Genomic DNA, 24665 nt, shown 5'->3' with positions numbered 1-24665 from the left:
CTGACAAGCGGGTATTCTCCCCTGAGAACGGTGTCCCGCCACAGCCGGCCACCGGTGATCTTAGGGGGGTGGGTCCGGTGCCCGCGACAGGCGCGGAGACTCTGGAGCAGCGGAGCGACCGATTCGAGCGCGACGTCATGCCGTATCTCGAACAGCTTTACTCTGCGGCGCTCCGGATGACCCGGAACCCCGCTGACGCGGAGGACCTGCTTCAGGAGACCTTCGCCAAGGCGTTCGCGTCGTTCCACCAGTTCCAGGAAGGCACCAATCTCAAGGCCTGGCTCTACCGGATCCTGACGAACACCTTCATCAACAGTTATCGCAAGAAACAGCGTGAGCCCAAGCAGTCCGGCACCGAGGAGATCGAGGACTGGCAGCTCGCGCGGGCTGAGTCCCACACTTCGAGCGGCCTGAAGTCCGCCGAGGTCGAGGCCCTTGACCACCTGCCCGACGGAGACGTCAAGCAAGCACTCGCGGCGCTGCCTGAGGAGTTCAGGATCGCGGTCTACCTCGCCGACGTCGAGGGCTTCCCCTACAAGGAGATCGCCGAGATCATGGGCACTCCCATCGGCACCGTCATGTCGAGGCTGCACCGTGGGCGCAGGCAGTTGCGGGGCCTGCTCGAGGACTATGCTCGCGAGCGTGGCCTGGTCCCGACGGAGGGATCCAAATGAGCTGTGGCAAGCCGCACGAGACCGACTGTCGCGAAGTCCTGGACAAGGTCTACGCCTATCTCGACGGCGAGTTGACCGAGCACGACGTGTCACACATCCGCGTGCATCTCGACGAGTGCGGCCCCTGCCTGCAGGAGTACGACCTGGACAAGGCGATCAAGGCGCTGGTGGCCAAGAAGTGCGGCTGCGATCCGGTGCCCGACGACCTGCGCGCCAGGGTGCTGGCCCGCATCGCGCAGGTAAGGGCCGAGCTGGCCGACTAGGATTCCCCCATGCGCTTGCTTGTCACCGGGGGTGCCGGGTTCATCGGGTCTCATCTCGTCGATCGCATGCTCGCCGACGGGCACGAGGTCGTGGCGGTCGACGACCTGTCGTCCGGCAGCCGCGGCAATCTGGCCGGAGCCTTCGAGAGCGATCGGTTCACCCTGCACGAGCTGGACATCCGCGATCCCGCGCTGGTCCGGCTGACCGCCGAGCTGCGTCCCGAGGTGGTCTTCCACCTCGCCGCGCAGATCAGTGTGCGCAGGAGTGTTGCCGATCCGGTGCACGACGCCAGGATCAACGTCGAGGGCACCGCCGCGACGCTGGTCGCCGCCCGTGAGGGCAGCGCGCGCAAGGTGGTGTTCGCCTCCTCCGTCGCCGTCTACGGCAGGCCGACCACGATCCCGGTCCCGGGTGACGCCGCGACCGACCCGCGCTCGCCGTACGCCGCCTCCAAGCTGAGCGCCGAGACCTACCTCGCCATGTTCCGCGCCCTGCACGGGATCGAGTACACCACCCTCGTCCTGTCCAACGTGTACGGCCCGCGCCAGTCACCTGACGGCGAGGCGGGCGTGGTCTCGATCTTCACCGACGCGCTGCTCGCCGGCACCCCGACGGTCCTGTACGGCGACGGCACCCAGACCCGCGACTACGTCTACGTCGACGACGTGGTCGACGGCCTCGTCCGGGCCGCCGGGGCCGAGGGCAACGGCCGCAGGTTCAACCTCGGCACCGGCATCCAGACCACCGACCGCAGGCTCCACTCGCTGATCGCCGACGCGGCCGGGGCCCCTGACAAGCCGGGTTTCGCCCAGCCGCGCGAGGGCGACCTGCCGGCGATGGCGGTCGATCCGGTGCCCGCCTTCGAAGGGCTCGGCTGGGAGCCGCGCGTCGACCTGGCCACCGGTGTGAAGCTCACCGCCGAATGGGCCCGGAGTCGCCCCAGGTAGTTGGTTGATTACGCTTTGCTTGCGATTTTCGACTCCGCCCATGTGATCGCCCCTTCTTCTGTAGCGTGAGCCCAGAAGTAGACGTGGAGGCGAGTGGATGTTGAAGGCTACGATCGTCCGGCTGTTCACGGTCGTCGTGCTCATCACCCCTGTGGTCCTGGTGCTGGCGGGCGGGGCCGCACCTCCCGGGGTTTCCTGGACCTGAGTGCTGGTGGGGGGCCGCAATGCGTGATCTGCCGTGGCCCGCGAGGGTCTACCTGCTCGCCGTCATCGGCGCGGCGGCGGCCCTCATCGGGCGCAGTCTGATCACCTCCGGGAGCCTGGTGGCCCCGGAGAATCTCGACGTGCTGCTCGTGCTCGTCCTGCTGTTCCTGGTGTGCGAGTCGATGCCGACCCTGCTCAACGTGGAGCAGTTCGCGGTGTCGGTCAGCTTCTCGGCGGCACTGGCCGCGGTGGTGCTCATCGGGCCCGAAGGGGCTGCGCTGGTGGGCCTCACGGCCACGCTCAGCGTGCGGCCGGGGCTGCCGCTGATCAAACGGGTGTTCAACGGCGCGCAGTTCGCCATCTGCGGCTACGCGGCCGGCGGCGTCTACGTCTGGCTCGGCGGCGCCGTCGGCGTGCCGAAGGTCAACGCCTTCGACGATCTCATCGGCCCCTACGCCGCGGCCACCGCCGTGTTCGTGCCGCTCAACATCCTGCTCACGCTCACCATGATCAGACTGGCCGCCAACGTCAGCGCCCTGGAGGTGCCGCTGCGCGGGCTGACCCAGTTCCTGCTGTCCTATCTGGGCTACGGGACGTTCGGGCTGCTGGTGGCCGGGCTGTGGGCGACCGTGCAGTCCATCTCGGCCGTGCTCGTGCTGCTGCCGCTGTTCGTGGCCCGGTGGGCGTTCGGTCAGTATCACGCGCAGCAGCGCTCCTACGACGCCACCATCGCGGCGCTGTGCCAGGCGGTGGAGACCAAGGACTACTACACCCGGGGTCACTGCACCCGCGTCTCGCTCGCCTCCTCCATGATCGCGCACGAGGTGGGCATGGGGCTGGAACGGCTGCGGGCCATCCGCTACGCCGGCATGCTGCACGACGTGGGCAAGCTCGGCGTGCCCACCAAGGTGCTGCAGAAGGACGGGCCGCTGACGGAGGAGGAGTTCGCCGCGATCCAGCTCCATCCCATGCGCGGGCTGGAGATCGTGCAGGGGATCGACTTCCTGGACGAGGCGTTCGCCGGGATCATGCACCATCACGAGCGCCACGACGGCAAGGGCTACCCGATGGGGCTGGCCGCCGACGAGATCCCGGAGTTCGCCCGGATCATCGCCGTGGCCGACGCGTTCGACTCGATGACCTCCGACCGCGCCTACCGCGGCGCCAGGCCCGTCGAAGTGGCCGTGGAGGAGCTGCGCAAGGGCGCGGGCACCCACTTCGACCCGGTCATGGTGGAGGCCTTCATGCGCGCGCTGGAGCGCGACCCGTGGCAGCCGCCGGGCCGCGTCGACCCGCCGCCTCCCGAGGACGCCGACACCCTCACCAAGGACCACGACGACCCGACCATGCCCATCCAAGTGGTGACGGGACTGTGACGCGCACCCACCAGCGGCTCGGGACCGGGCAGCTGCTGCTCATCTGCGCGGCCGCCCTGATCGCCGTGGCCGGGATCGCGCACACCTGCGCGGTGGGCCTCGACCGGCCCGAGATCGCGGTCGGGTTCGGCGCGCTCATCGCGGCCGGCGAGCTCGCCAGGCTGACGATGCCGGGCAACAGGGAGGTGGCCCCCGTCGGCGCCGCCGCCGCGCTCGGCTACACGCTGCTGCTCGACCTCAGCCAGGCCCCGCTGCGCCACTCAGCGCTCCAGGTGGTGGCCGTGATCGCCGTGGGGATGATCGCCGGCGCGCTGCCGCACCTGGCGGTCGGCCGCCCGCCGCGCCTGGACGCGATGGCCCGCCGCCTGCTCACGGGCGCTCTGCTCGCCTTCGCCTTCCGCCCGCTCGCCGACCCCCTCTACCAGGCCACCCAGGGAGAGATGGGCACGTGGTGGCCGGCGCTCGGCGTGATGGTGGTGCTCATCAGCCTCAGCCTGCTGATCGACGTGTTGATCGCCGCCATGCTCCGGGCCGAGCAGCTGCGCACCGCCTTCAGGGTGGCGGTGCGCGACGAGCTCAACGTCGCCTTCCCGCTCGCCGCCGCCGTCGCCTCGTCGGGCGTGCTGCTGGCCCTGGCGACGCACAGCATGGATCTGGTGGCCCTGCTGGTCTTCGCGGCCCCGCTGCTCGTCACCCAGGTGGCCTTCCGCAAGTACGCCGGCATCCGCGCCACCTACCTGCAGACGGTCCGCGCCCTGTCCAGGGTCACCGAGGTCGGCGGCTACGTCGAGCCGGGCCACTCCCGCCGGGTCAGCCGCCTGGCGGTGGCGATCGGCAGGGAGCAGGGCATGGCCGAGCCGGAGCTGCTGGAGCTGGAGTACGCCGCGCTCATGCACGACATCGGCCAGCTCTCGCTGCGCGACCCGATCCCCGGCGGCGCGACCGTGCTGACCGACCCGGAGCAGGCCCGCCGCATCGCCGAGCTGGGGGCCGAGGTGATCAGGCAGACGGGCGTGCTCGACCGGGTCGCCGACCTGGTCAGCCGCCAGTGCGACGAGGTGAGCGAGGACCCGCCGCAGTCGAGCCGCATCATCAAGGTCGCCAACGCCTACGACGACCTGCTCGGCGGCTCGACCGACCGCGACCGTGCGGGCGCCGCCCTGGAGCGGCTCAGGCTGGGCGCGGGCACGGCCTACGATCCCGTCGCCATCGAGGCCCTGGCCCGGGTCGCCGGCCGCCCGTCACACCGGCGCTGAGCCCGGTGCCGCGGGTGCGCCCGCCGCGCCGGCGCTGAGCCCGGTGTCGCAGGCCCTGTACGGCGCCGTTGGTTGGTTGTAGGTTTCCACCAGATCCGGTCGGCCGGATCGGTGGTTTCGGGGGAGAGGGACGGCGGTCCCGGCGGTCGTATGGTGAGGCGCGTGCTCAAGGAGACGCTCGGCGGCAGGGCGGCACGCGGCGGGCGACACACGGGCTCGGTCGGGCCGATGCGCGCGCGTTGTCGTGGAGACTGTCGGATCACTACACAAGGGAGTCGCGATGGCTGAGGTCCACGCTGAGATGGTGGCCAACGTGTGGAAGGTCGTCGTCCAGGAGGGCGACAAGGTCTCCGAAGGCGACACGCTGGTCATCCTCGAGTCGATGAAGATGGAGATCCCGGTGCTCGCCGAGGATGACGGCGTGGTGGTCCAGCTCAAGGTGGCCGAGGGCGACGTGATCCAGGAGGGTCACCTGATCGCGGTCATCGAGTAGCGCGGGCGAGGAACCGGTCGCGGTCCACCACGATCCGCTCGATCGTGCCGCGGGCGACCACGGCGTGCTTGTCCTGGGCCTGGAAGGCGAAGGTCAGCCGTCGGCCGTCGACCCGGGTGAGCTCGACGCCGATCTGCACATGGGCGCCGACCGGGCTCGCGGCCAGGTGTTCGAGCTCGATCCGGGTGCCGACGGAGGTCTCGCCGGGCGCGAGGGCCTGGCCGAGCGCCTGGACGGTGGCCTGCTCGGCCAGCGCCAGCAGCCGGGGCGTGGCCAGCACCGGGACGTCGCCGCTGCCGATCTTCTGAGCTGTGTCCTCTCGCTCCACCATGATGAGCAGCTTGGAACGGAGACCGGGCGCGAGCGTCATGGCCGTCAGCCTAGTGCCGGTCCCGGCTTCGGCTGCGGGCAGCGCACCCGGTACGGTGCTGTGATCTCACAGAAAACCGGGACAAGTGTGGTCGGTAGGCCGCAGGATAGGGTTTGTACGGCTTGTGGCAATTGTGTGGCATGTGAGGACAGTGAGCCGTACACTCTCGGAGTTCCGTGACCTCTGTGTTACCTCGCTGCGACACAAGTCCGCTTGGTTGGAGAACCCTGGGGTGGGAGAGGTTCTAGAGGTAGAGGGGTAGCGGGGGAAGTCATGGTGGCCCAAGGGACGACGCTGGCGGGGCGGTATCGCCTGGATACCCGCATCGGCGCCGGTGGCATGGGCGAGGTCTGGCGCGGAGAGGACACGGTCCTCGCACGGACCGTCGCCGTCAAGGTGCTGCTCCCAGGGCGCATGCAGGACCCGGGATTCCTCGCGCGCTTCCAGGCGGAAGCAAGAGCGATGGCGACGATCAACCACTCCGGCGTGGTCGACGTCTACGACTACGGCGTCAGCGGCGACACCGTCTACCTGGTGATGAAGTTCGTCGACGGGGAGCCGCTCGACCGGCTGCTGACCCGTCTCGGCAGGATCTCGCCGCAGCCCGCGATGGAGTTGATCGCGCAGGCGGCCTCGGCGCTGCAGGCGGTGCACGACCAGGGGATCGTGCACCGCGACGTGAAGCCGGGCAACCTGCTGGTGCAGCGCGACGGCACACTCGTCATCACCGACTTCGGCATCGCCAGGTCCGATCTGGCCAACCGGCTCACCGACGCCGGCATGGTGCTCGGCACGGCCGCCTACTGCGCGCCCGAGCAGGCCGAGGGCGCGCCCGTCACGCCCGCCGTGGACATCTACGCGCTCGGCGTGGTCGCCTACGAGTGCCTGGCGGGGCAGCGGCCGTTCGACGGTGACAGCCCTGTCACCATCGCGCTCAAGCACATCCGCGAGGCGCCCCCGGCGCTGCCGGGCGACATCCCGCCGCCGGTGCGGGCGCTGGTGGAGCGCGCGCTGTCCAAGGACCCTGCCAGGCGCTTCCCGAGCGCCAGGGCGATGAGCGACGCGGCTCGGATGATCGCCGCCGGTGATCTCTCGATGGACGTCGCCCTCCCGCCGACGACGGGTGCCACGATGGCGCCGCCGCCCTCGGCGGCCCACCACACGGGAGCGGTTCAGGCGACCCCCGAGGCCACCACGGTGGCCGGGCCACGCCAGGGCGGCCGGCGCGCGAGCAAGGCTCCCCGCAGAGGCGGGCTGATCGTGGGCCTCGCCGCCGCGGTGGTGCTCGGGCTGGGCGCCGGCGCGGTCGCGCTGAACGAGATGAGCTCGGAGAGCCCCCCGTACGTGGATGTGAAGGCGGGCTCGTCGCCGTCCGCGTCGTCGTCGGGCGACCCGGAGCCCACTGCCGAGCCGGACGAGCCGACGCCGACCAGGTCCAGGGAGACCAAGCCCCAGCCCACCCGGGAGCAGCCGGTTACCAACAGGACGTCACCGACGCCCACTGAGGCGGCAGTCGAGCCCACCAAGACCACCAGTCCTAGCCCCAAGCCCTCAAAGACGCCCACACCGACACCGACGCCGAAAGTGAAGAAGCCGGTGCCGCATGTGGTCGAGATGCCGTTCTTCCAGGCCCGGACACTGATCGCCAAGGCGGGCTTCAAGCTCAACGCCGACGACCAGACCCATGGCGAGGTGGAGCCGTCCTGCCTCAAGATCGGCCAGAGCTGGCCGGACGGCGGCGAGCTGCTCGAGGTGGGCAAGACGGTGGAGGTCGTCCTCATTCCGCTGGTGCCGTGCAGCACGCCCACCCCGAGCGTGACGGTGACCACCACCGTCAAGCCGTAGCGCGCCTCACACGCCGGTCGTGTTGCGCGGGTAGGCGATCGCCGGGTCCGTGGCGATGTTGACCATGTACGGGATCCCGGAGTCGAACGCCCGGCGCAGTGCGGGACCGATCTCCGACGGGTCGGTGACCAGCTCCCCGCCGCCGCCCAGCGCCGTGACGACCTGGTCGTAGCGGCACTGCGGCTGCAGCTCAGCGGCGACGTCGTAGCCGTAGAGCATCTGCATCGGGTGCTTCTCCAGGCCCCAGATGCCGTTGTTGCCGCAGATCATCACGACCGGCAGGCGGTGCCGTACCAGCGTGTCGACGTCCATCAGGGAGAACCCCGCGGCGCCGTCGCCCAGCAGGAGCACCACCTGGGAGGACGGGCGGGCCAGCCGGGCGGCGATGGCGTAGCCGAGCCCGGTGCCGAGGCAGCCGTACGGGCCCGGGTCGAGCCAGTTGCCCGGCTGCCTGGGCTCGACGTACTTGCCCGCGTAGGAGACGAAGTCGCCGCCGTCGCCGATCACCACGGCGTCCTCGGCCAGCACCTTGCCCAGCTCGCCGTAGATGCGCATGGGGTGGATCGGGTCGGAGTCGGCGGCCAGCAGGGCAGCGTCGCCGGCGATGGCGGCGGCGGCCTTGTCGGCCAGCTTCGTCACCCAGCCGGCGTAGCGGGTCGGCTTGACGCCCGCCTCGCCGCAGGCGTCGCCGAGGCTCCAGAGCACCACGGACAGGTCGCCCGCGGCCGAGGCGACCGGCCGCATGTGCGTGGTCAGGTGGGACGGCGCGTCGGCGATGTGCACCACCTTGGCCAGCGGCGCGCCGTCCTTGCCGCCGAACCAGCCGTAGCCGAGCCGGAAGTCGAGCGGGGTGCCGATGACGACGACCAGGTCCGCCTGGGCGAAGGCGTCGCCGCGGGCGCGGGTGACGAGCAGCTCGTGGCCCGCGGGCAGGATGCCACGGCCCTGGCCGTTGGGGATGACCGGCAGCCGCCAGGTCTCCGCGAAGTCGCGGGCGGCCTCCTCGGCTCGGTCCATCCACAGGTCGGACCCGTACACCAGCACCGGCCGCTCGGCCTCGGCCAGCAGCTTGGCGATGGCGCGCAGGTCGTCGCGGTCGGGCTCCAGCGGCGACGGCGACTGCGTCTGCGTCTCGTGCACGGGGGCGGGCGAGAACAGGTGGTCCATGTAAAAGTCGAGGAAGACCGGGCCACGGTGGGGCGCGACCGCCGTCCGGAAGGCCATCTCGACGTCCTGGCTCACCGAGTCGGCGCCCGAGGCGGTGAACGCCAGCTTGGTGATCGGGGCGAGCAGCGGCGGGTGGTCCATCTCCTGCAGCGCCCCGCTGCCCCAGCGCGACTGTGGCGCGCGGCCGCCCATGACGACCACCGGTGAGGCGTTGAAATGCGCGGTCGCCACGCCGCTGACGCCGTTGGTGATGCCGGGCCCGGCTGTCAGCACGGCCAGGCCGGGTGTCCTGGTGAGCCGGGCGGTGGCCTCGGCGGCGAAGACCGCACTCTGCTCGTGACGCACGTCGAGGATGCGCATGCCCTCGTGCTGTGCGCCGTCGTAGAGGGGGAAGACATGCCCGCCCGACAGGGTGAACATGGTCTCGACACCGTAGGCCTTGGACACGGCGACGGCGGCGTCACCGGCGTGCTTCGCAGACTCCATGCCCGGGAACTTACCAATGAGTCACAAGAGTAAACAGTCCTTGGGCTCCCGCTCAGCAGCAGATGTCCACCGTGCCCTCCGGAGTGGACACGGTGATCTTCCGTGGCGACGTGGCGGTGTGGTCGGTGGAGACGGATACCTTCGGGGCGTTCGCCGACACGTCATAGGGAGCGTCAGGCAGGTTCAGGTCGATGTCGCCGGAGGTCCTGACCACCGCCCGCACCCGGCTGGGCGCCGTCCTGAACTCCAGCTCCACCTGCCCGGAGCCGACCTCCACGTCGGCCTGGTCCGCGAAGAGGTCGTTCGCCCTGACATCGCCCGAGCCGCTTCTGACGCGCAGGGGGCCGGGGATGTCGTAGACGTGGACGTCGCCGGAGACGGAGGTGACGCGCACGTCGCCGTGCACGCGGTCGACGCCGACGGGGCTGGTGGAGCTGACGACCTCGATGTCGGTCTCCTGAGGCACGAACAGCCGGTAGTCGACCTCGCAGTGCTCCTCCTGCAGCCATTCCTGCACGCAGGAGGTGTCCAGTCGCAGCGTCCGGCCGTTCCAGTCCTCGGAGACGGACGGTTTGGCCTGTGACCACTGCAGCTCTCGGTCGACGACGATCATGCCGGCCTCGCCCGCGTGGATGTCGAGTCGTACGTGGCCTCCGTTCGCCTCGATCCGGAGCTGGGAGTTGCCCGGGAAGGGGATGGTCCGGGTGGTGTGCTCGCTCGGAGCCTGCGCCATGGCCATCCCTCGGGAGAGCGCCACGGTGGACATGAGCAGGGCCAGCACGGTCATCACGGAGCCGGCGATCAACCAGGCCGCTCTCATGGCAGGCTCCTGATCTTGAGGAACTGCAGGACGGCGAGCACTCGCCGGTGATCGCCCTCCGCGGGAGACAGGTCGAGCTTGGTGAAGATGTTGCCGATGTGCTTGCCCACCGCTCCCTCGCTGAGCACGAGCTGCCTGCCGATGCCCGCGTTGGAGCGGCCCTCGGCCATCAGCTGGAGCACTTCGCTCTCCCGGGGCGTCAGCCGGTCCAGCGGGTCGCTGTGGCCGCGCAGCAGGAGCTGGGCGACCACCTCGGGATCCAGCGCGGTGCCACCCGCCGCCACCCTGCGCAGCGCGTCGATGAACTCGTCCACGTCCGCCACCCGGTCCTTGAGGAGGTAGCCGACGCCTCCCGTGGCGGCGGAGGCGAGGAGCTGGGCGGCGTAGCGTTCCTCGACGTACTGGGAGAGCACCAGGACCGCAGGCGCGGGCTGCGCCCGGCGCAGCACCAGCGAGGCGCGCAGGCCCTCGTCGGTGTGCGTGGGCGGCATCCGCACGTCCGTGAGCACCAGGTCGGGCCGGTGCTCCTCGGCCGCGCGCAGCAACTGCTCGGCGTCGGCGACGGCGGACACCACCTGCATGCCGGCGGCCTCCAGAAGCCGGATCAGGCCCTCGCGCAGCAGCACGGAGTCCTCGGCCAGCACTACTCGCACGGCAGATCCACCTCGATCGTCGTAGGCCCGCCCAACGGGCTGCGCAGGCGCAGGGTGCCGTCCACGGAGTCGATCCGCTGGCCGAGGCCGCGCAGTCCGGTGCCGCCGTCGAGCGTGGCGCCGCCGCAGCCGTCGTCGTGGACGAGGAGGTGCAGCCGGTCGCCCTCGCGGCGTACGGTCACCTCGGCCTTGGTGGCCGCGGCGTGTTTGGCGATGTTGGTGAGTGCCTCGGACACGATGAAGAAGGCCACCGCCTCGATCGTCGGGGTGGTGCGGCGCTCGATGTCGACGCGCAGCCGCACCGGGATGGGGGCCCGCGCGGCAACGCCGGAGAGCGCGGCGTCCAGGCCCTGGTCGTTGAGCACCGCCGGATGCAGGCCGCGGACGAGGTCGCGCAGCTCCTTCAGCGCCTGCTTGGACTCCTCGTGCGCCCGCTCGATCGCCTCGCGGGCCGGGTCGGGCAGGTCTCTGAGGGTCGCGCGGGCCAGCCCGAGGTTCATCGCCAGCGACACCAGCCGCTGCTGGGCCCCGTCATGGAGGTCACGCTCGATGCGGCGGCGCTCGGCGTCGGCGGCGTCGATCACGCCGGCCCGGCTCTCGGTCAGGGTCTCGATCCGCTGTCCCAGCTCCTGGTGGCTGGGGCCGAGCAGGGTGCGGGCGATCGACAGGTCGAGCATGGCCATCGCCCGCGCCAGGATGGGCGCGAGGAACAGCAGCAGGATGCCGAGGACGATGTAGACGGTCAGCACCACGGGGTTGCGCAGATCGATGGGGAAGACCAGGGGCGGCGGCTGGATCAGCGGTGGCAGGAAGGCGCTCACCCCGACCAGGCCGGCTCCCCACACGACCGCGACCATGACCGCGCCCACCATGCCCACCAGCGGGGAGAGCAGGTGATAGCCGATCTGCCGCCACAGGCTGCTGGTGCGCAGGGACGGCGCGGCCGGCACCGGCGGGATGCGCACGCCGAGGAAGGCCTCGAACCTGGAGCGCTGCACCCGGGTGAGCCAGGGCATGCCGCGGCGCAGCGCGGGCGGGATCACGGCCAGCACGAGGGTGAGCACGGCGAGCACGAACCCTACGGGCGGCCCGGTCATGACGTGGGCCGTCGCCAGCCAGGCCCTCGCCGACCAGGGGCGGATGGCTTTCATGTCTCCAACGGTATTGATCGCGGCACCATGCGCGACATGGCCCTGCTGTGTCGCTCCAGGGTGGAGCTAACCCCACCCCCCACAGCGGATTATCCCGCTAAGTCGGGAAAAGGTTAGGCTTTCGGCTTCGCCCGGACGTGCATCCGTTCGCCCTGGGAGCCGAACAGCGTGAGGATCTCGACCGGCTGGTCGTCGGCGCAGCCGAACCAGTGGGGCAGCCGGGTGTCGAACTCGGCGGCCTCGCCCGCGCGCAGCACCAGATCACGGTCGTCCAGCAGCAGCCGCAGCCGTCCGGACAGCACGTACAGCCACTCGTAGCCCTCGTGCGTCTGCGGCTCCGACCGGGGCCGGTCCGGCGGGATAATGATCTTGTACGCCTGCGGGCTCCCTGGCTGCCTGGTCAGCGGCAGGACGGTCATGCCGTTCAGCCGGCGCGGGGAGGGCTGGATGCGGGGGTCGTCGACCTCAGGCGCGCCCACGAGCTCCTCCAGGGGCACCCGGTAGGCCTGGGCGATGGGCAGCAGCAACTCCAGGCTGGGGCGGCGCTGGCCGGACTCCAGCCGGGACAGGGTGCTGGTGGAGATGCCGGTGGCCTTGGTCAGCGCGGACAGGGTCAGGCCTCGCTGGGCGCGCAGCCGTCTGAGCCGGGGGCCCACCTTGGCCAGCACCCCGTCGATCGCCGCCGTGTTGTCCATGGCATCTCTCATTCCCGGAAACAGCACGAGAAGTTGCCACAACCGGTGCATGAGTGCAAGCTCATGGCCCCAGCGTGAAGGTCTCCCTGAACACCGCCGGGTCGAACGAACCGCCCAGCGTGACGGCGAGGCCGCGCCGTGCCACGGCGGCGAACTCGTCGTCGCCGAGCTTACCCGCGTCCTCGGGGAGCACCCCGGCCAGGGGCCGCGCCGCCAGCATCTCCAGATCCCCCACGTTGCTCCGCTCGGCCGGGCCAGGACGGTCAGGCCAGGCCCCGATCACCACCCCGGCCAGGTCGAGCCCTCGATGGGCCAGCGCCTCCAGCGTCAGCGCGGTGTGGTTGAGCGTGCCGGGTCCGGCCCCGGTCACCACGAGCACCTGCGCCCCGAGCAGCCTGGCCAGGTCGGCGATGGTCGCACCGTCGTCGTCGAAGCGCACCAGCAGCCCGCCCGTGCCCTCCACGATCACCAGCCGGTTGCTCTCGGTCAGCTCACGGACCAGACGCGCCGCCGTGGGCATCGACACCGCCGGCTCACCCGCCGCCCGCGCGGCTGCGGCCGGGGACAGCGGCGCCGCGTACCGGGCCAGCTCGAACGTGGTCGTCACCCCGGACAGCCGGATGACCTCGTCGAGATCGCCTCTCGCGCCGGGCGGCACCCCCGTCTGGGCGGGTTTGACCACGGCCACGCTCGCCCCCCGGCCCCGCGCCAGCGTCGCCAGCGCCGCGCACACGACGGTCTTGCCCACCCCGGAGTCGGTCCCGCAGACGACGATCACACTCATCAGGCCAGCGTAGAGCGCCGGAGGCGGTGACTACGGGCGGCGCAACCGGGTGACGAACTTGTAGCGGTCTCCCCGGTAGAGCGACTGCGCCCACTCGACCGGGTTGCCGTCGGCGTCGAAGGCGTGGCGGGTCAGCAGCAGCATGGGCAGGCCCACGTCCACGCCGAGCAGCTTCGCGTCGTACGGGGTGGCGAGGACGGTCTCGATGATCTCCTCGGCGTCCGTCAGCCGTACGTTGTAGGCGTTGTGCAGCGTCTCGTACAGCGAGGAGTGCACTTCCAGCTCTCGCCGCAGCCGCGGGAAGCGGCGCGCGGACAGGTGGGTGGTGTCGACCGAGACGGGCTCGCCGTTGGCCAGCCGCAGCCGGTGGATGCGCAGCACGCGCCCGCCCGGGTTGATGGCCAGCCGCCTGGCCAGCGCTTCGTCGGCGGTGAGGTAACCGATCTCCAGGATCTTGGTGTCGGGCTCCAGCCCGGCCGTGCGCAGGTCGCCGATGTACGAGGTCAGCTGCAGGACCTGGGCGACCTTGGGCTGCGCGACGAACGTGCCCTTGCCCTGGATGCGCAGCAGCCGCCCCTCCACGACCAGCTCGGTCAGCGCCTGCCTGACGGTCGTGCGCGAGGTCTCGAACCGTACGGCCAGCGTCCGCTCGGGCGGCAGCGCGGTGCCCGGCGCGAGCGACTTGGTGAGCTCGAGCAGGCTCCGTTTCACGTCGTAGTACTTCGGTACGCGAGGGCCGTCGTCTGTCACGCTCTCACCTTCACTTCTGCCACGGCGGTGAGGGCGTGTCTGATCACCGCGAGATCATCGGAACTCACATTGGCCCGAGCGGTCAACCTCGGGTGAAGGCGGCCCGCCGGCACGGACGGCGGCCGGCAGCCCCCTGCCCGCGGTTGCGGCTCCGCACGGGTGGCGGGATCCGGGAGGGCGAGGCCGGGCGGCTCGCTCGCCCTGTCGCACGCCGATCCGGGCAGCTCAGGCTGATGGTGAAGGATAACCGCAGGGGTGGGCGTGGCCGCAACCGAGGTCGGGGTGAGAGCGGGACGGGACGTGACCGGGGGTGTGCCGATCCTGGTCGACCGGCCCAGGAAGGGCGGGTAATAGGGACGTAAGTACCTAGACAGTGTGATGGTTCTCACAATGTGAGATTTCGCTATAAGCGCGGGCAGGCAGGCCTTTTGGCGTCTCGTATGCCGAGACGTCGTGTCTTGGCCGGCCCACGGCCCGCCCCTGTGGCCGAGGTGCGCGTACAGCCCCATGTGCGCATTCAACCAGGGGCCCGGTTTGGCTGTTCGGCGGGTCAGCACGCATGATGCACTCGTGCCGACTCTCAGCGACCTCGTCGTCCGCCACACCGCGCTGAACGCGGAGGACCTCGACTGGCTGCACTCCCTGGTCTCCGACTGGCAGTTGCTGGCCGACCTGTCGTTCGCCGATCTCATCCTGTGGGCGCCCCTGCTCGGTGAGGGCGGCTGGATAGCGATCGCCCAGATGCGCCCCACCACCGGGCCCACCGTCTATCACGACGACATCGTCGGCTCCGTGGCCGCCAAGGGTGAGCGCCCGCTGATCGACACAGCCTGGAACGAGCGGCGCATCTGCCGGGAGGGCGACCCCGACTGGTCCACCGGGGTGCCGGTCCGTGAGGAGACCATCCCGGTACGGCGCGCGGTCCCGGAGGGTGAGGCCCGCTTCCTGGCGATCATCCAGCGCTCCACGAACCTGTCGTCGGCCCGCACCCCGTCCCGGCTGGAGCTCACCTACCTGCAGAGCGCGTCCGACCTGGCGCAGATGGTGGCCGAAGGGCGCTTCCCCTTCTCCGGCGAGGAGCCGATCCTGGTCCGCTCGCCACGCGTCGGCGACGGCCTGCTGCGGCTGGACCGGGCGGGCCGCGTCACCTACGCCTCACCCAACGCGCTGTCGGCCTACCGGCGGCTCGGGCTGCACGCCGACCTGGTGGGCGCCGAGCTCGGCAGGGTGACCGCGACGCTGTGCTACTCCGACGAGCCCATCAACGAAGACCTCATGATCGTGGCCAGCGGGCGGGCCGCCAAGGAGACCGAGGTGGAGTCGGGCGGCACGATCGTCCAGCTCCGGGCGATCCCGTTGATCGTCGGCGGCGGCCGCATCGGCGCGCTGGTGCTCATCCGCGACGTGACCGAGCTCCGGCGGCGCGAACGCGAGCTGATGACCAAGGACGCCACCATCCGCGAGATCCACCACCGGGTCAAGAACAACCTGCAGACCGTGGCCGCGCTGCTCCGGCTCCAGGCCAGGCGGCTGCAGGTGCCGGAGGGCCGCGAGGCGCTTGAGGAGGCCGTGCGGCGGGTCGGCTCGATCGCGATCGTGCACGAGACGCTCTCGCACGCGCCGGAGGAGTTCGTGGACTTCGACGACATCGCCGACCGGGTGATCGCGATGGCGGGAGAGGTCTCGGCGCCGGAGGCGGCGGTCATGCCGCGGCGGGTGGGCGGCTTCGGGGTGCTGCCCTCGCTGATCGCCACCCCGCTCGCGATGGCGCTGACCGAGTTGCTGCAGAACGCGCTCCAGCACGGCCGGCCCAAGCGGCTGCAGGTGGTGGTCGAGCCGGGGGCCGAGCGGCTCAACGTGCTCGTCTGGGACGACGGCCAGGGGTTGCCCGAGGGATTCGACCTCGACAGCTCCACCAGTCTCGGCCTGCAGATCGTCCGCACCCTCGTCGAGGGGGAGCTGTCGGGCAGGCTGGCGGTGAAGCCGCGCGAGGGGGGCGGTACGGAGGTCACGCTCTCGATCCCGCTACCTGCCGTGTGATCCCGCCCGGAAAGCCTGAACGCCGCGTCCCTGTGATCAGGGGCGCGGCGCTGTCCAGGCTCGGCGATTCGCTGCGGTTTTCAGACGGGGCTCCTTTGCCACGCTGTACTTCTCCGGAAGGGGCCCTGTTAGTAGGCGGTGGCGCGGGCGCGGGCCCGTGCGCTGCGGCGCTTGAGCGCCCGGCGCTCGTCCTCGCTGAGGCCGCCCCAGACACCGGCGTCCTGTCCGGACTCCAGCGCCCACTTCAGGCAGGCGTCCATGGCCGAGCAGGAATGACAGACTTGCTTGGCCTCCTCGATCTGCATGAGTGCCGGTCCGGTGTTGCCGATCGGGAAGAACAGCTCGGGGTCCACGTCACGGCAGGCAGCTACGTGGCGCCAGTCCATGCGTCCACTCCTTAGTCGATGGAGCCTAAGGTCGGCTCCGGCTAACTTTGTGAATGATTTCACTAAGGCGTGCGAACAAGGTCCCGGAACGGTGTACCGGGAGATGTTCACCCGACGTCCGGAGGATCTTTGGGGTGTTAAAGGTCCTACGTTCCGACGTCGTGAATTGAGCTTTTCAGCCACGGAGAGTGCACGCAAGAGGGTGTGACCGAAGTTTTGGCCGTTTAGGATGTCGGATGCGTCACACAATCACAGAATGTAACCTGCTAGACCAGAACCTGTAATGCGTTCGGGGTAGCCCGGAATGTGACGTATTCGCGTTCGCCCAGGTAGTCCCCGTCCAGTTGGAAGGCCACCGGGCGGTTCGCGGTGAGCGTGAACTCCGCCTCGTCGTGGAGCTGCACCAGGTGCCTGCCGGACGGCAGGCTGTCACGCTGGGTGAGGATGTGCCGGATGGTCGGCACCATCGCCATCGGCCCGATCCGCCGCAGCGCCAGCATGTCGAGCCCGGTCTCGAAGCCCGCCCACGGCGTGGGCGTGACGGGCTTGCTGCCGATGTACGACCAGGGCGAGGTGTTGCTGATGATCGCCATGAACACCCCGGCGGCGGACGGGATGCCAGGGCCGGTCAGGCGCATGGCGGGATGCCGCTTGTCCGTCGCCAGATAGTGCCGCAGGGCGGTGTTGACATACCGGGTCGGGGTAGCCTTCCGCCCGGCTCCCCGCAGCCCCTCGACGGCCCTGATGACCTCCGCGTCGTAGCCCAGGCCCGAGCAGAAGGTGAAGTAGCGGCTCTCGCCCTCCCACAGCGCCTGCCCCAGGCCGACGGTGCGCCGCCGGCCCTCGCGCAGCGCCTCCAGCACGGCGCCGGTGGCCTCGATGGGCTCGTTCGGCAGGCCCAGGGCCCTGGCGAAGACGTTGGCACTGCCGCCGGGGATCACGATCAGGCCCGGCCGCCCCGCGCTCGGGTCGTCTCCGGGCGGCTCGCCGCCGTTGACCGGGTTGAGCAGCCCGTTCACCGTCTCGTTGATGGTCCCGTCGCCGCCCAGCACGGCCACCACGTCGTAGCCCTTGGCGCGGGCCGTGGCGGCCAGGGCGGCCGCGTGTCCGCGGTAGCCCGTCTGCTCGACGGTCAGGTCCACGGCGGCGCCCAGCGCGCGGATCAGCACGTCGCGCGTCCGGGCGTTCGTGGTGGTGGCCTTGGGGTTCACCAAGAGCATCGTGCGCATACGGCCAGCGTATCCGCTGGTCGATGTCTACTTTGTGGATAAAGTCCTATTTTGCGAGGGTTCGCTGTGGACGCCGCGCGGCGCACCGGGCCTGCGCATAGGTAGGGTTCGGATGTGTCGAAGCGTCCGTGGAGTCTGATCGCCGCCGCCCTCGTCGTCGCCCTCGAAGGGCTGATCGCCTCGGGGCTGGGCATCTACGTCCTGGTGGAGACGGTGCGCGGCGGGGCGGACGACCTGACGGCCGCGCTGGCCGAGGCGGCGTTCGGGCTGCTCATCGGCGCCGGACTGCTCTGGGTGGCCTGGGGCGGGCTGATGGCGGCCGAGCGGTGGGGGAGAGCGCCCAGCGTGCTGACCCAGATCTTCATGATCCCCGTGGCGGTCACGCTCATCCAGTCGGACCAGCCACTCATCGGGATCCCGCTGATCGTGGTCGCCCTGATCGGGCTCGGCACGCTGCTGGCGCCTCCCACCACCCACGCCCTCTATGGGGACGACACCTAGTCGTCGGCTGTCAGGCCCTCGCGGAGCTGGGCGAGGGTGCGGGCGAGCAACCGCGACACGTGCATCTGTGAGATGCCGAGCTCGGTGGCGATCTGCGACTGGGTCATGTTGCCGAAGAACCGCAGCAGCAGGATGCGCTTCTCGCGCGGCGGCAGCCGCTCAAGCAGCGGCTTGAGCGACTCGCGATATTCGACCCCCTCTAGCGATTCGTCGACGATGCCGAGCGAGTCGGAGACGGCCGGAGCGTCGTCGTCGCCGGAGTCAGGGGCGTCGAGGGACACGGTCGAATAGGCGTTGGCCGACTCCAGTCCTTCGAGCACCTCCTCCTCGGTCATCTTGAGGTAGGCCGCCAGCTCGGCCACCGTGGGCGCCCGGCCCTCGCGCTGCGACAGCTCGCTGATCGCCTTGGTGAGCGAGAGCTTGAGCTCCTGCAGCCGGCGCGGCACCCGGACCGCCCAGCCCTTGTCACGGAAGTGGCGCTTGATCTCGCCGACGATCGTGGGCGTGGCATAGGTGGAGAACTCGACGCCGCGGTTGAGGTCGAACCGGTCGATGGACTTGATCAGGCCGATGGTGGCGACCTGAGTGAGGTCGTCGAGCCATTCGCCCCGGTTACGGAAGCGGCGGGCCAGGTATTCGACCAGGGGAAGGTGAAGCTCGACCAGCTCGTCCCTGATGCGCTGGCGGCGCGGCTCCTCGGGACCGAGCTCGGACAGCTCGGCGAAGAGCATGCGAGCACGCACCCGGTCGGGCACGGCGTGTTCGCTGGTGGCCATGGCTCCAGTCCCTTCCGTCACGCCGACCTCGCCACGCCTCGGCGCTTACGCAGGACGATCGCCATGCGGTCGGGGGAGTCGGTCACCGCGTCGACGTCGTCTGCCAGCGCGGTCAGCACCATCCAGGCGAAATCATCGCGTTTCGGTGCGGAACTCCCCACTGTCGCGACCTCGACGCGGACCTGCATCTCCTGGCCCGTGAGCTCGAACTCGGCGGTCAGGTCGGTGCCCGGCACCGCCTCGCTCAGCAGCATGGCGCACGCTTCGTCGACCGCGATCCGCAGATCCTCGATCTCGTCCAGCGTGAAGTCCAGCCGGGCTGCCAGCCCGGCCGTGGCCGTACGCAACACTGACAGATAGGCGCTGGCGGCGGGGAGCCTGATGCTCACCACGTCGCGGATGGCGGCCTCGCCTGTCGTGCGCGTCTCGGTTTCCTCGGTCACGTTCCTCCTCGCGTATAAGACGCCTACTGCAACTTACCGCCCTCGGGACGTGCTTGGCGGATTCAGACTCGCCATCGACGGAAAAGGCTCTGTGCGGTCTGGAGCCGCACAGAGCCTTTTGTGCCGGTTTAAGCGGCCTTGGTCTCCCAGAAGATCTTGGAGATCTCGTCGATCTTGCCCAGGAGATCCTCGGCCTTCGCGACGTCGACCGTCCCCTTGCCACCCGCAGCGCCGGCCAGCTTCGTGGCGTCCCAGAAGAGCTGGTGAAGCTGGGGGTACTGCTCCAGGTGCGGCGGCTTGAAGTAGTCGGTCCAGAGCACCCAGAGGTGGTGCTTGACCAGCTCGGCCCGCTCCTCCTTGATGGTGATCGCGCGAGCGCGGAAGACCGGGTCCTCGTTGCCCGCGTACTTCTCCATGATCGCCTTGACCGACTCCGCCTCGATCCGGGCCTGAGCGGGGTCGTAGACACCGCAGGGCAGGTCGCAGTGGGCGGAAGCGACATGCTTGGGTCGTAGCAGTCGTGCGAGCATCAGAAAATCCTTCCTTGATGCCGAATCAGCTTGGTCCAAGTACCGACCTTACTCGCGTTGAAACGCCTTCGGAGGAGGGGGTCACAGCCATGAGAGTGCGTGTCGAGGGCGACTCGATGCGTCCGGCGCTGCTGCCCGGAGACTGGCTCCTGGTCCGGCGTGGCGCCCGGGTGCGTCCCGGCGACCTCGTGGTGGCCAGGCTGCCCGGCGAGCCGGACCGGCTGATCGTCAAGCGGGCCGCCTGGCAGGGCGAGGACGGCTGGTGGCTGGAGAGCGACAACCAGCGCGCCTCGGGCCGCCGCGACAGCTGGGACTTCGGCGCGGTCCCCGAGCTGGTCGGGCGGGTCGTGCTGCGTTACTGGCCGCTGCGTCACCGGCCACTGCGTCACTGGCGGCGGCGCGCCCGGTAGGCGGCCACGTTGGCCCGGCTGGCGCAGCGCGTCGAGCAGTAGCGGCGCGAGCGGTTGGAGGAGGTGTCGAGGAAGGCGCGTGCGCACCGGGGGTCCAGGCAGCGGCCCAGCCGCTCGGCGCCCAGCTCGGCGACGACCGCGGCCAGGCCCATCACGGCCGCGGCGCCGGTCTGATCCGCCAGGTGCAGATGCCAGTGCCCGTCGTGGTCCGTCAGCTGAGGGCGTACCGGATAGCGGGAGAGCAGCGCGTTGAGCAGGCCGGCCACCGTCGCGCCGTCGCCGGCGTCGAACACCGCGGCCAGCTCCGCCCGGAGCGGCTGGAGCTCGGGCGGTGCGGCGGGATCGTTGACCAGGCGGACCGCCCACTCGGCGTAAGAGGTCAGGTCCATGCCGGAGTATTACACGAGAACAGGGGCGCCCCGAAACGGGACGCCCCGGTCGTCATCCCTCGGGGTGCAGGACGCGGTGGAGGAAGGAGCGGGTGCGTTCGTGCTGGGGGTCGCCGATCACCTGACTGGGCGGCCCGTCCTCGACGATGACGCCGCCGTCCATGAAGACCACCCGGTCGGCCACCTCGCGGGCGAAGCCCATCTCGTGTGTGACGACGAGCATGGTCATGCCCTCCTCCGCCAGCTTGCGCATGACGGCGAGCACGTCGCCGACCAGCTCCGGGTCGAGCGCCGAGGTGGGCTCGTCGAACAGCATCAGGTCCGGGTTCATCGCCAGCGCCCTGGCGATGGCCACCCGCTGCTGCTGGCCGCCGGAGAGCTGGGCGGGGAAGGAATCGCACTTGTCGCCTACGCCGACCTTCTCCAGGTTCTCCCTGGCGACGACCTCGGCCTCCCGCTTGGACCGCCTGAGCACCCGCCGCTGGGCGATCATCACGTTCTGCAGGGCCGTCATGTGCGGGAACAGGTTGAACTGCTGGAACACCATGCCGATGCGGCGCCTGACGGCGTCGATGTCCACGTCCAGGTCGGTGACCTCGATGCCCTCGACGTAGACGTGGCCCTTGGTCGGCACCTCCAGCAGGTTCACACAGCGCAGCAGCGTCGACTTGCCGGAGCCGGAGGGCCCGATCACGCACACCACCTGGCCGGGCTCGACCAGCATGTCGATGCCCAAGAGCACCTTGTTGGCGCCGAAGTGCTTATGCAGGTTCTTGATCTCGATGGCGTGGGTCATCGGCCCGTCCCCTTGAGCTTCTCCAGCCGTCCCGCGAGGTAGCCCAGCGGGATGGTGACGATCAGGTACGTGATGCCGGCGACCATGATGGGCGTGGCGTTGGCGTACTGGGAGGCCAGGTCGTTGCCGAACTTCGCCAGCTCGACGTACTCACCGGAGACGCCCAGGAACAGGACCAGGGAGGAGTCCTTCAGCAGGGCCACGAACTGGTTGGTGGTCGGCGGGATGACGATCCGGATGGCCTGCGGGATCACCACGGTGACCTGCGACCTGGCAGCCGACATGCCCAGCGACCTGGCGGCCTCGACCTGTCCCCGGGGGACGGCCTGCAGGCCCGCCCTGAAGATCTCCGCCTGGTAGGCCGCGCCGACCAGGCCGAGCCCGAGGATGCCCTGCCCGTAGGTGCCGAACGGCACCACGAAGCCGGGCAGCGCCAACGGCAGGAAGGTGATCAGCAGGAAGATCAGCAGGGCCGGCAGGCCGCGGAAGATCTCGATGTAGATGGACGAGATCCACCGGTACGGACGCACCGTCGACAGCCGCATCAGCGCGAGCAGCAGTCCGAACACGGCCGACAGGACGAAGCCGCCGACCGTGTAGATGATCGTGTTGCGCAGGGCGATCGTGAACAGCTCGGGCAGGGCCTCGGCCGCCACGTCGACCTTGGCGAAGTTCTGGGCCAGGCTCGGCCAGTCGGCGTAGAGCACGACCCCGACGAGGGCGGCGATCAGGAGGGCGTACTGGATGCCGCGGCTGATGCGCTGCTTCTTACGGGGGCTGAGCCGGGCTCGTACCGGCTCAGCCGTACCGGGCAGTTCCGCCATGGATCAGCCCAGCTCGCCGGGCTTCTTGCCGAACCACTTGACGAAGATCTCGTCATAGGTGCCGTCGGACTTGGCCTTGGTGATCTCGTCGTTGATCGTCTTGAGCAGGACCGGGTCGGCGCCCTTCTTGAGGCCGATGCCGTACTGCTCGCCGGTGTCGAGGCTGGCGATCACCTCGAACTTCTCCGCGACGTCCGACTTCTTCAGCCAGGTGAGCACCACGGGGAGGTCCTGGACGATCACGTCGGCCTGGCCGGACTGCAGGGCCAGGAGCTCCTTGGCCGAGTCGGCGTACTCCACCGGGTCGAAGCCCTGCTTCTTGACGTAGTCGAGGCCGGTGGTGCTGGCCTGCGCGCCGAGCTTGAGGTTCTTGGCCTTGACGTCCTCCAGGGAGGTGGCGCCGGTGCCCTTCTTGGCCAGCAGGGCCTGCGTGGCGTCGAAGTACGGGACCGAGAAGTCGATGTTCTGCTGGCGCTCGGGAGTGATCGTCATGCCGGCGGCGGCCACGTCGCACTTCTTGGCGGCCATGGCGGCGCCGCTCTTGATGACGGCGAAGTCGATGTCCACGATCTCCTGCTGGACGCCGAGCTTCTTGGCGGCCAGGTCAACGATGTCCACGTCGAACCCGACGATCTTGCCGCTGGCGTCCTTGAACTGGAACGGCTCGTACGGGATGTTCGTGCAGACAGTGAGCTTGCCGGGCTTGACCAGTTGTGCGCCACCGGCGGCCGAGGCGGTGGCACTGGCGGAGGTCGTACTCGAGCCTCCGGTGTCGCCGCCGCAGGCGGTCAGTGCCAGGGCGGCGGTCAGGGCGAGCGCGCCGGCGGCGGAGCCGCGGCGTGTCAAGGGCCAGAGGGCCATGAGAGGCCTCCTCAAGTGATATGCCACGAAAGTTGAGTTTTGTGCAGTTTAGATGGGTTTTAGCAGCGGTCCGTCATCTGCCATTTAACAATGCGTCAACGGATCAGCGTCGGCCTCGATACCGGAGGCCGTCTCAGCATGTGGCAGGATGGGGGAACGGGTGACCCCCGTAACCCCCTCAACGAGACGATCGACGAGGGGAACCTGGCGGCTACCGAAGCCAGGCCTCTCGAGTGTCTTCCGAAGGTCTCTTCCGTCCGCTGAACTACTGGGGTTCTGTGTCCATGACACCCGCTCTCGATCAAGATCCTGCCTTCGCCCTGCACCGCGGGGGAAAGCTCGAAGTCCGCTCCACCGTGTCGGTCCGCGACGCCGGTGACCTGTCGCTCGCCTACACCCCCGGGGTGGCCCGCGTCTGCACCGCCATCGCCGAGACGCCGGCGCTGGCCGACGACTACACCTGGGTCTCCAACGTGGTGGCCGTCATCACCGACGGCACCGCAGTCCTCGGCCTCGGCGACATCGGGCCCGCCGCCGCCATGCCGGTCATGGAGGGCAAGGCCCTGCTGTTCAAGGAGTTCGGCGGCGTCAACGCCGTCCCTCTCTGCCTGGCCTGCACCGACGTCGACGAGCTGGTGGAGACCGTGGCCCGGCTCGCGCCCTCGTTCGGCGGCATCAACCTGGAGGACATCAGCGCGCCGCGCTGCTTCGAGGTCGAGTCCAGGCTCCGCGAGCTGCTCGACATCCCGGTCTTCCACGACGACCAGCACGGCACCGCCATCGTCGTGCTCGCCGCCCTGCGGAACGCCGCGCGCCTCACCGGCCGCACCCTGGGCGACCTGCGCGCCGTGGTGGCCGGCGCCGGCGCCGCGGGCGTCGCGGTCGCCCGCATCCTGCTGGAGGCCGGCATCGGCGACATCGCGGTGGCCGACTCCAAGGGCCTGATCTACGACGGCAGGGAAGGCCTCAACCCCGTCAAGCAGGCCCTGGCGCGTGACACCAACAAGGCGGGCCACACCGGCTCCACCGAAGAGGCCCTGGTGGGCGCCGACGTGTTCGTGGGCCTGTCGGGTTCGACCGTCACCGAGCAGACCATCGCCGCGATGGCCGACGACGCCATCGTCTTCGCCCTGTCCAACCCCACGCCCGAAGTCCTCCCCGAGGTCGCCGCCCGGCACGCCGCGGTGGTCGCCACCGGCCGCTCCGACTACCCCAACCAGATCAACAACGTCCTGGCCTTCCCCGGTGTCTTCAGGGGCGCGCTGGACGTCAGGGCCACCACGATCACCGAGAACATGAAGGTGGCCGCCGCCAACGCGCTGGCCGCCGTCGTGGGTGACGACCTCACCGCCGAGTACGTCATCCCGAGCCCCTTCGACGAGCGCGTCGCCCCCGCGGTCACGGCGGCTGTCGCCGCTCAGGCCAGGGCCGACGGCGTGGCCCGTACGAAGGACTGAAAGGCCTCTCTCCGGGCAGGAAGACGCGGTCCCGTATCCCCAAGGACAGTTCAAGACGGCACCGGGAATCTCTCAATTCCGCTAACTC

The 24665-nt window shown here is 69.9% G+C and carries 28 protein-coding genes; 11 read left to right on the top strand and 17 right to left on the bottom strand.

What is annotated here, in order from left to right; genetic code table 11:
- Positions 1-68: 68 nt before the first annotated feature.
- The 6 genes from ACTMTF_RS30645 (at position 69) to ACTMTF_RS30620 (ending at position 5214) form a co-directional block, all read left to right on the top strand.
- Positions 69-674, top strand: coding sequence for a sigma-70 family RNA polymerase sigma factor (locus tag ACTMTF_RS30645; RefSeq protein ID WP_397005389.1), 606 nt, complete (start codon positions 69-71; stop codon positions 672-674).
- On the top strand, positions 671-937 hold the full coding sequence (rsrA, locus tag ACTMTF_RS30640) for a mycothiol system anti-sigma-R factor (RefSeq protein WP_441113777.1): 267 nt from the start codon (positions 671-673) through the stop codon (positions 935-937). The genes ACTMTF_RS30645 and rsrA overlap by 4 nt, the downstream gene beginning before the upstream one ends.
- Before the next feature lie 9 nt (positions 938-946).
- Positions 947-1885, top strand: a complete 939-nt coding sequence (locus ACTMTF_RS30635; protein ID WP_441113776.1) for an NAD-dependent epimerase/dehydratase family protein — start codon at positions 947-949, stop codon at positions 1883-1885.
- A gap of 224 nt (positions 1886-2109) precedes the next feature.
- Positions 2110-3465, top strand: coding sequence for an HD-GYP domain-containing protein (locus ACTMTF_RS30630; RefSeq protein ID WP_441113775.1), 1356 nt, complete (start codon positions 2110-2112; stop codon positions 3463-3465).
- Positions 3462-4721 (top strand): HD-GYP domain-containing protein, encoded by a 1260-nt coding sequence (locus ACTMTF_RS30625; RefSeq protein ID WP_397005381.1) that lies wholly within the window; start codon positions 3462-3464, stop codon positions 4719-4721. Before ACTMTF_RS30630 ends, ACTMTF_RS30625 begins: the two co-directional genes overlap by 4 nt.
- Positions 4722-5001: 280 nt before the next feature.
- Entirely contained in the window at positions 5002-5214 is a 213-nt protein-coding gene (locus ACTMTF_RS30620; RefSeq protein ID WP_397005379.1) for a biotin/lipoyl-binding carrier protein, read from the top strand.
- Here ACTMTF_RS30620 and ACTMTF_RS30615 read toward each other — a convergent pair.
- Positions 5204-5584 carry a thioesterase family protein gene (locus ACTMTF_RS30615; protein ID WP_441113774.1) on the bottom strand — a complete coding sequence of 127 codons (381 nt, stop codon included), beginning with the start codon at positions 5582-5584 and terminating at the stop codon, positions 5204-5206. The genes ACTMTF_RS30620 and ACTMTF_RS30615 overlap by 11 nt on opposite strands.
- A gap of 273 nt (positions 5585-5857) precedes the next feature.
- On the opposite strand from ACTMTF_RS30615, the gene ACTMTF_RS30610 reads away from it, so the two are divergent.
- Complete coding sequence (locus tag ACTMTF_RS30610) at positions 5858-7429, top strand: protein kinase domain-containing protein (RefSeq protein ID WP_441113773.1); 1572 nt, start codon at positions 5858-5860, stop codon at positions 7427-7429.
- A 6-nt stretch (positions 7430-7435) separates the two neighbouring features.
- Here the strand turns inward: ACTMTF_RS30610 and ACTMTF_RS30605 are convergent, their stop codons facing one another.
- From ACTMTF_RS30605 to ACTMTF_RS30575, 7 genes are all read right to left on the bottom strand, one after another.
- Entirely contained in the window at positions 7436-9082 is a 1647-nt protein-coding gene (locus ACTMTF_RS30605; protein ID WP_441113772.1) for an acetolactate synthase, read from the bottom strand.
- A gap of 52 nt (positions 9083-9134) precedes the next feature.
- The gene (locus tag ACTMTF_RS30600) at positions 9135-9902 is read right to left on the bottom strand and encodes a DUF4097 family beta strand repeat-containing protein (protein WP_441113771.1); all 768 of its coding nucleotides are present in this window, start codon (positions 9900-9902) and stop codon (positions 9135-9137) included.
- Positions 9899-10555 (bottom strand): response regulator transcription factor, encoded by a 657-nt coding sequence (locus tag ACTMTF_RS30595; RefSeq protein WP_397005369.1) that lies wholly within the window; start codon positions 10553-10555, stop codon positions 9899-9901. The genes ACTMTF_RS30600 and ACTMTF_RS30595 overlap by 4 nt, the downstream gene beginning before the upstream one ends.
- Positions 10546-11706, bottom strand: a complete 1161-nt coding sequence (locus ACTMTF_RS30590; RefSeq protein ID WP_441113770.1) for a histidine kinase — start codon at positions 11704-11706, stop codon at positions 10546-10548. The genes ACTMTF_RS30595 and ACTMTF_RS30590 overlap by 10 nt, the downstream gene beginning before the upstream one ends.
- Positions 11707-11819: 113 nt before the next feature.
- Complete coding sequence (locus tag ACTMTF_RS30585; protein WP_441113769.1) at positions 11820-12401, bottom strand: helix-turn-helix domain-containing protein; 582 nt, start codon at positions 12399-12401, stop codon at positions 11820-11822.
- 61 nt (positions 12402-12462) lie between these two features.
- Positions 12463-13185 carry a dethiobiotin synthase gene (bioD, locus tag ACTMTF_RS30580; protein ID WP_397005363.1) on the bottom strand — a complete coding sequence of 241 codons (723 nt, stop codon included), beginning with the start codon at positions 13183-13185 and terminating at the stop codon, positions 12463-12465.
- A gap of 30 nt (positions 13186-13215) precedes the next feature.
- The gene (locus ACTMTF_RS30575; protein WP_397005361.1) at positions 13216-13935 is read right to left on the bottom strand and encodes a GntR family transcriptional regulator; all 720 of its coding nucleotides are present in this window, start codon (positions 13933-13935) and stop codon (positions 13216-13218) included.
- Positions 13936-14505: 570 nt separating this feature from the next.
- Between ACTMTF_RS30575 and ACTMTF_RS30570 the strand changes: the two genes are divergently transcribed.
- Positions 14506-15975, top strand: a complete 1470-nt coding sequence (locus tag ACTMTF_RS30570) for a histidine kinase N-terminal domain-containing protein (RefSeq protein WP_441113768.1) — start codon at positions 14506-14508, stop codon at positions 15973-15975.
- Positions 15976-16103: 128 nt separating this feature from the next.
- Here the strand turns inward: ACTMTF_RS30570 and ACTMTF_RS30565 are convergent, their stop codons facing one another.
- Positions 16104-16361 carry a WhiB family transcriptional regulator gene (locus tag ACTMTF_RS30565; protein ID WP_441113767.1) on the bottom strand — a complete coding sequence of 86 codons (258 nt, stop codon included), beginning with the start codon at positions 16359-16361 and terminating at the stop codon, positions 16104-16106.
- Positions 16362-16627: 266 nt separating this feature from the next.
- On the bottom strand, positions 16628-17590 hold the full coding sequence (locus ACTMTF_RS30560; RefSeq protein WP_441113766.1) for a diacylglycerol/lipid kinase family protein: 963 nt from the start codon (positions 17588-17590) through the stop codon (positions 16628-16630).
- 114 nt (positions 17591-17704) lie between these two features.
- On the opposite strand from ACTMTF_RS30560, the gene ACTMTF_RS30555 reads away from it, so the two are divergent.
- The gene (locus ACTMTF_RS30555; protein WP_397005355.1) at positions 17705-18091 is read left to right on the top strand and encodes a hypothetical protein; all 387 of its coding nucleotides are present in this window, start codon (positions 17705-17707) and stop codon (positions 18089-18091) included.
- Here ACTMTF_RS30555 and ACTMTF_RS30550 read toward each other — a convergent pair.
- From ACTMTF_RS30550 to sodN, 3 genes are all read right to left on the bottom strand, one after another.
- Entirely contained in the window at positions 18088-18867 is a 780-nt protein-coding gene (locus tag ACTMTF_RS30550) for an RNA polymerase sigma factor SigF (RefSeq protein WP_397005353.1), read from the bottom strand. The two genes, ACTMTF_RS30555 and ACTMTF_RS30550, sit on opposite strands and share 4 nt — an antisense overlap.
- Positions 18868-18884: 17 nt before the next feature.
- Positions 18885-19310, bottom strand: coding sequence for an anti-sigma factor (locus tag ACTMTF_RS30545; protein ID WP_189136393.1), 426 nt, complete (start codon positions 19308-19310; stop codon positions 18885-18887).
- Between the two features lie 128 nt (positions 19311-19438).
- Positions 19439-19840: a superoxide dismutase, Ni gene (sodN, locus tag ACTMTF_RS30540; RefSeq protein WP_397005351.1), complete on the bottom strand. Its 402-nt coding sequence runs from the start codon at positions 19838-19840 to the stop codon at positions 19439-19441.
- 89 nt (positions 19841-19929) lie between these two features.
- On the opposite strand from sodN, the gene ACTMTF_RS30535 reads away from it, so the two are divergent.
- Positions 19930-20250: a S24 family peptidase gene (locus ACTMTF_RS30535; protein WP_441113765.1), complete on the top strand. Its 321-nt coding sequence runs from the start codon at positions 19930-19932 to the stop codon at positions 20248-20250.
- On the opposite strand, the gene ACTMTF_RS30530 is transcribed toward ACTMTF_RS30535, so the two are convergent.
- Genes ACTMTF_RS30530 through ACTMTF_RS30515 form a run of 4 tightly spaced genes read right to left on the bottom strand, consistent with a single transcriptional unit; the run spans position 20226 to position 23120 of the window.
- Positions 20226-20639 (bottom strand): CGNR zinc finger domain-containing protein, encoded by a 414-nt coding sequence (locus tag ACTMTF_RS30530; RefSeq protein ID WP_397005347.1) that lies wholly within the window; start codon positions 20637-20639, stop codon positions 20226-20228. The two genes, ACTMTF_RS30535 and ACTMTF_RS30530, sit on opposite strands and share 25 nt — an antisense overlap.
- A gap of 52 nt (positions 20640-20691) precedes the next feature.
- Positions 20692-21435 carry an amino acid ABC transporter ATP-binding protein gene (locus tag ACTMTF_RS30525; RefSeq protein WP_441113764.1) on the bottom strand — a complete coding sequence of 248 codons (744 nt, stop codon included), beginning with the start codon at positions 21433-21435 and terminating at the stop codon, positions 20692-20694.
- Complete coding sequence (locus tag ACTMTF_RS30520) at positions 21432-22259, bottom strand: amino acid ABC transporter permease (RefSeq protein ID WP_441113763.1); 828 nt, start codon at positions 22257-22259, stop codon at positions 21432-21434. The genes ACTMTF_RS30525 and ACTMTF_RS30520 overlap by 4 nt, the downstream gene beginning before the upstream one ends.
- A 3-nt stretch (positions 22260-22262) precedes the next feature.
- Positions 22263-23120: an ABC transporter substrate-binding protein gene (locus ACTMTF_RS30515; RefSeq protein WP_441113762.1), complete on the bottom strand. Its 858-nt coding sequence runs from the start codon at positions 23118-23120 to the stop codon at positions 22263-22265.
- A gap of 284 nt (positions 23121-23404) precedes the next feature.
- On the opposite strand from ACTMTF_RS30515, the gene ACTMTF_RS30510 reads away from it, so the two are divergent.
- Positions 23405-24577 carry an NAD(P)-dependent malic enzyme gene (locus ACTMTF_RS30510; RefSeq protein ID WP_441113761.1) on the top strand — a complete coding sequence of 391 codons (1173 nt, stop codon included), beginning with the start codon at positions 23405-23407 and terminating at the stop codon, positions 24575-24577.
- Positions 24578-24665 lie beyond the last annotated feature (88 nt).

It is taken from the genome of Nonomuraea sp. ZG12 (assembly GCF_052068115.1).
In the GTDB taxonomy this organism is placed as follows: domain Bacteria; phylum Actinomycetota; class Actinomycetes; order Streptosporangiales; family Streptosporangiaceae; genus Nonomuraea.
Note: the sequence above shows the minus strand (reverse complement) of the source record. Positions and strands in the feature narration are given on the sequence as shown.

Excerpts from the sequence above, each read along its gene's own strand:
- ACTMTF_RS30565 (WP_441113767.1), bottom strand. The coding sequence starts at position 16,361 with ATGGACTGGCGCCACGTAGCTGCCTGCCGTGACGTGGACCCCGAGCTG.
- bioD (WP_397005363.1), bottom strand. The coding sequence starts at position 13,185 with ATGAGTGTGATCGTCGTCTGCGGGACCGACTCCGGGGTGGGCAAGACC.
- ACTMTF_RS30510 (WP_441113761.1), top strand. The coding sequence starts at position 23,405 with ATGACACCCGCTCTCGATCAAGATCCTGCCTTCGCCCTGCACCGCGGG.
- ACTMTF_RS30620 (WP_397005379.1), top strand. The coding sequence starts at position 5,002 with ATGGCTGAGGTCCACGCTGAGATGGTGGCCAACGTGTGGAAGGTCGTC.
- ACTMTF_RS30560 (WP_441113766.1), bottom strand. The coding sequence starts at position 17,590 with ATGCGCACGATGCTCTTGGTGAACCCCAAGGCCACCACCACGAACGCC.
- ACTMTF_RS30525 (WP_441113764.1), bottom strand. The coding sequence starts at position 21,435 with ATGACCCACGCCATCGAGATCAAGAACCTGCATAAGCACTTCGGCGCC.
- sodN (WP_397005351.1), bottom strand. The coding sequence starts at position 19,840 with ATGCTCGCACGACTGCTACGACCCAAGCATGTCGCTTCCGCCCACTGC.
- ACTMTF_RS30630 (WP_441113775.1), top strand. The coding sequence starts at position 2,110 with ATGCGTGATCTGCCGTGGCCCGCGAGGGTCTACCTGCTCGCCGTCATC.
- ACTMTF_RS30530 (WP_397005347.1), bottom strand. The coding sequence starts at position 20,639 with ATGGACCTGACCTCTTACGCCGAGTGGGCGGTCCGCCTGGTCAACGAT.
- ACTMTF_RS30585 (WP_441113769.1), bottom strand. The coding sequence starts at position 12,401 with ATGGACAACACGGCGGCGATCGACGGGGTGCTGGCCAAGGTGGGCCCC.
- ACTMTF_RS30605 (WP_441113772.1), bottom strand. The coding sequence starts at position 9,082 with ATGGAGTCTGCGAAGCACGCCGGTGACGCCGCCGTCGCCGTGTCCAAG.
- ACTMTF_RS30635 (WP_441113776.1), top strand. The coding sequence starts at position 947 with ATGCGCTTGCTTGTCACCGGGGGTGCCGGGTTCATCGGGTCTCATCTC.
- ACTMTF_RS30520 (WP_441113763.1), bottom strand. The coding sequence starts at position 22,259 with ATGGCGGAACTGCCCGGTACGGCTGAGCCGGTACGAGCCCGGCTCAGC.
- ACTMTF_RS30590 (WP_441113770.1), bottom strand. The coding sequence starts at position 11,706 with ATGAAAGCCATCCGCCCCTGGTCGGCGAGGGCCTGGCTGGCGACGGCC.
- ACTMTF_RS30615 (WP_441113774.1), bottom strand. The coding sequence starts at position 5,584 with ATGACGCTCGCGCCCGGTCTCCGTTCCAAGCTGCTCATCATGGTGGAG.
- ACTMTF_RS30600 (WP_441113771.1), bottom strand. The coding sequence starts at position 9,902 with ATGAGAGCGGCCTGGTTGATCGCCGGCTCCGTGATGACCGTGCTGGCC.
- rsrA (WP_441113777.1), top strand. The coding sequence starts at position 671 with ATGAGCTGTGGCAAGCCGCACGAGACCGACTGTCGCGAAGTCCTGGAC.
- ACTMTF_RS30610 (WP_441113773.1), top strand. The coding sequence starts at position 5,858 with ATGGTGGCCCAAGGGACGACGCTGGCGGGGCGGTATCGCCTGGATACC.
- ACTMTF_RS30550 (WP_397005353.1), bottom strand. The coding sequence starts at position 18,867 with ATGGCCACCAGCGAACACGCCGTGCCCGACCGGGTGCGTGCTCGCATG.
- ACTMTF_RS30535 (WP_441113765.1), top strand. The coding sequence starts at position 19,930 with ATGAGAGTGCGTGTCGAGGGCGACTCGATGCGTCCGGCGCTGCTGCCC.
- ACTMTF_RS30515 (WP_441113762.1), bottom strand. The coding sequence starts at position 23,120 with ATGGCCCTCTGGCCCTTGACACGCCGCGGCTCCGCCGCCGGCGCGCTC.